Here is a 3,560-nt window from a genome sequence, read left to right on the forward strand (position 1 = left end):
CTATCTGGCGCGCTACCGCGACGCCTCCGCCCGCCACGACATGGGCGCCGTGCCGTCCCAAGCGGTCATCGTCTCACGCGCCCATGCCTCCGTCCTGCCGTCCTTTCCCAAGCGCGGACCGCTGACCTTGCTCGTGATGGCCGCAACCGCGCTGCTCGCCCTTGCCTACACGATCGCCCGCGAGCTCATCGGCACCGCCAGCCCCCAGTCACGCAGAGAACCCCGCGCGCCCAGGCAAAAGCAGCGCACCCGCCACGAACCGCCGAAACCGGCCTCTGCACCAGAACCGACGCCCGTGAAGGCGCCGGCGCCAACGATGCCCCCGGCAGCGGCCGCGAAGCCCGCTGCTGTTCAGCCCGCAACGCCGAAGCCAGCCGCAGAGATCCCGGCCGCACGCAAGCTACCCGTGGTGCGTCCCGCGATGACCGGACCCGCCGCCGCGCCGCCGCCCGCCGAGGCGAAGGCGGGTCCGGCACCCAAGCCCGAACAACAAGACCGCACCGACACAACGACCAAGCCGTCCGTCTGGCGCGCGCAGAAGCCCGCGAAACGGCCGAGCTGGCTTCAAGTCAACGAGCCGCGGCGTGTCCGTCCGGCGCCGGAACCCGAAGCACCGAGGCAGGAGCCCACCCAGGCCTCTAGAGATGCGTCCGTGAAGGCGGGGCGCGGGGCGGCGATGGAAAGCGAACGCGTAAAGACGGCCGAGACGCCGCCTGCGGCGGGAACGCCATCCAATGAGACGCACTCCCGGCCGCAACCCGCCGCGACCGGACTGCTCGATCGCCTGCGGCAGGAATTCACGGAGGACGTCGAGGAAGCCCGCATCCGCGAGAAGAGCAACGCCCCGAAGCGTCTGGGCGGCTCCTGGATCGTTTCCGCCGTACCGCCAACGAACAAGCCGCCAAATGGAAGCCGCGCGCATCCTCGTCAAAACCGAAAGGGGGCCAAATGGCTGCGCTGAGCCCGAACGATCTTCGCCACTACCTCACCCAGCGCATCGCTGCCTCCGAGGTCGACGAGCCGGCAGAGATTTCGTCGAAGCCGAAATCCCGAGCCCTTCCGGCCGGCCCGGTCCTAAAATCCCTCGATACGGTGCTCGACAAGGTGCTCGATGCGGCCACCGGCGGCCTGCCGCGTGCGCTTCTCGTCGCGGGCACATCATCCGGGGCCGACGCGACCAAGGCGGCCATTGGGCTTGCCCGCGCGCTGGCCGATCGCAACGAACAGGTCGTGCTCGTGGATCTGGCCAAAGGCGCCTCCGCCGTGTCCGGTCCGCTCGGCATGCCGCGTGTTCCGGGCTTCGCCGATCTCTCCGCGGGCCGCGCCAATTTCGGCGATGTGATCCGCGTGGACGATGAGACACCCTTGCAGGTCATCGCCGCGGGCAATCCCGCCGTGCACGGCGAAGGACCGGAGCCCGACCGCTTCATGCGCGTGTTCGAGGCGCTGACGCAGGCCTATGGCTGCGTTGTCCTTCATGCAGATCTCGCGGCGATCGAGGTTCTGATGCCCGCGCTCAAATTCGAGCTGCCCATCATGGTGGCGGTGCTGCCCCCGCGCGGCAATGTCGAGAGCGAGGACGAGGCACTCGCCACATTCCAGGCCCTGGGCTGTCCGGTCGTGGTTTATGAGGGCAGTGGGAGGCTACGCCGCTCAGGACTGTTCAGCCGCTCCGCCGCCGTCTGAGAAGAAGAGGCCTAGCCGTCCCGGCTATTGAGGCGCTTGCGCAGATCTTGGGCGACGGCCCAGAGAGTGCTGTTCGCCTTGATCACACCCTTGACCCGTGCCGCGGCGGCAAGCGGCAAAGTCAAAATCAGACCTTGCGGCTTCAAGGCGATGAAGCTGTCGAACAGCGGATAGACAATGTTGTTCCACTCGTCCTTGTGCCGCGCCTGACCGACGCCGAGATCGAAAAACTTGACGCCGGCTGTGCAGGCTTCCTCGATTTGATGACGCAAGAGAAGGCCGCCGGGCGACTGGCGCTGCTCTTCGCCTTCGGTCAGGGAGGACAGCATGACACCCATCCGGTCGTGGCACAGAGCTCCGCTGAACGTTGCGAGCACGTTTCCATCCAAGGCCACAAACCCAAGGCGAAGCTGGCTGGGGTTATCGTCCGGCAGCAAGGCGAGGTCCCGGTAGAACGCGCGCGCGGCCTCATCGAAGACATCCTTGACGCCCATGGCGGCAAACTGCCGGGACTTCTGCGTGAAGAATGTCTCGAGCAGCGCGAGCCTGTTATCACGTGTTTCGGCCCAGCCATATTCGACGGCGCCCATGTCACGCAGGCGCCGCTCCTTGCGATCGACGGTCTGCCGGGACCGCTTGCTGAATTGGCCCTCATATAGGGCGTCGAAGCCGTCGAGCTTGACCGCATAGCCGCTATTGGGAGCGCGCTGATGGGAGAGCAGGGCGAACGGGTTGGGAACGCCATCCCAATCAAAGGGCTGTGACTCGAGAATGGCGGCCGACGCGCCCGCTTGCCGCCCCGCTTCGTGCAATAAGCGCGACATATCGGTACGCGTGAAAGCCCGCGCGGCTTCCGGAGCGAACAGCCCCATGCTGTAATTGGCGTGGTCTTGCCCGAGCATTTTAGAAATCCGAACCCCGCGCGGGTTCCCATCTCGAACGGCCACAGGAACAGGGGCGTGCCGTCCGGCCCATAACCCACGACGATGACCGGTTTGTCTCCACGCGGCGCCAGCACATGTTCGGCCCATGCCCGGCCCCACTCATAGGTCTGCGCGGCCGTGCAAGGCACCGCCGCCTGCAGGCTCTCCCACAGGGTTTTGAGGTTTTCCAGTTCGCCGGTGACGCAAAGCGAAACCGTGCCGAGAGAGGTGCTCACAAACGAGGGATCGGACTGTAGGGTTGCAGCGTGGACAATCTCCGTGGATGGACGAAACAAGGCTGCGGAACTCATGACCAGACCCACCCTTTCCCCGCAGGCATCACCAGCCGAAAAATCGATCGCCATCGGCAATCGTTTTGCAAGGAAACGCCGTCAAACTGTCGGCTCGGACAATGGCAGAGCGAGGTTAATTGTTGATGCTGACCTTTGAGGGGATGTCCCGTGGCTAAAGTCAAGACCGCCATGATGAAGGCCGCCATGGCCGGACTCTACCACACGGGCGCCCACCGTCTTCTCGCGCCGTACACGCAAGGAACCGGCCTTATTTTCACCCTGCACCAGGTGCGCCCGCAACCGGCCGAGCCCAGGCCCTTCGCGCCGAACCGCATACTCGAAGTCACGCCGGAATTCCTCGAAGCCGTCCTCGATCAGGTGCACGACGCCGATCTCGACGTGGTCACCCTGGATGAGGCCGCCGACCGGCTCGTCCGGGGCGAAGGGAAGCGCTTCGTCTGCTTCACCTTCGACGACGGCTATCGGGACAACTTTCAGTATGCCTTTCCGATGTTCAAAGCGCGCGGGCTGCCGTTCACGCTTTACGTCCCGACGAACTACCCGGACGGCCATGGCGAGCTGTGGTGGCTCGCGTTGGAAGAGGCGGTCGCCGGCGCGGGCGGGGACGATCGTGGTGATGCGGCGACGGCGAGACCTG

At 65.7% G+C, this 3,560-nt stretch carries 3 protein-coding genes and 1 pseudogene; 3 read left to right on the forward strand and 1 reads right to left on the reverse strand.

All coding sequences use genetic code 11. From position 1 onward, the window contains the following. Both AUC71_RS19170 and AUC71_RS03875 read left to right on the forward strand, forming a co-directional pair. Positions 1-961, forward strand: a pseudogene (locus AUC71_RS19170) (hypothetical protein); the annotation flags it as partial. Next, positions 949-1,686, forward strand: a complete 738-nt coding sequence (locus AUC71_RS03875) for a P-loop NTPase family protein (protein ID WP_069623209.1) — start codon at positions 949-951, stop codon at positions 1,684-1,686. The pseudogene AUC71_RS19170 and the gene AUC71_RS03875, both read left to right, overlap by 13 nt. A gap of 11 nt (positions 1,687-1,697) precedes the next feature. On the opposite strand, the gene AUC71_RS03880 is transcribed toward AUC71_RS03875, so the two are convergent. Next, entirely contained in the window at positions 1,698-2,588 is an 891-nt protein-coding gene (locus AUC71_RS03880) for a GNAT family N-acetyltransferase (RefSeq protein WP_069623210.1), read from the reverse strand. A 482-nt stretch (positions 2,589-3,070) separates the two neighbouring features. Between AUC71_RS03880 and AUC71_RS03885 the strand changes: the two genes are divergently transcribed. Continuing rightward, on the forward strand, positions 3,071-3,560 hold a 490-nt coding region (locus AUC71_RS03885; protein ID WP_158007689.1), incomplete at its 3' end, for a polysaccharide deacetylase family protein.

The sequence above is a fragment of the Methyloceanibacter marginalis genome, assembly GCF_001723295.1.
Lineage (GTDB): Bacteria > Pseudomonadota > Alphaproteobacteria > Rhizobiales > Methyloligellaceae > Methyloceanibacter > Methyloceanibacter marginalis.

Coding starts and splice junctions, on each gene's coding strand:
- AUC71_RS03880 (WP_069623210.1), bottom strand. CDS start 2,588: ATGCTCGGGCAAGACCACGCCAATTACAGCATGGGGCTGTTCGCTCCG.
- AUC71_RS03875 (WP_069623209.1), top strand. CDS start 949: ATGGCTGCGCTGAGCCCGAACGATCTTCGCCACTACCTCACCCAGCGC.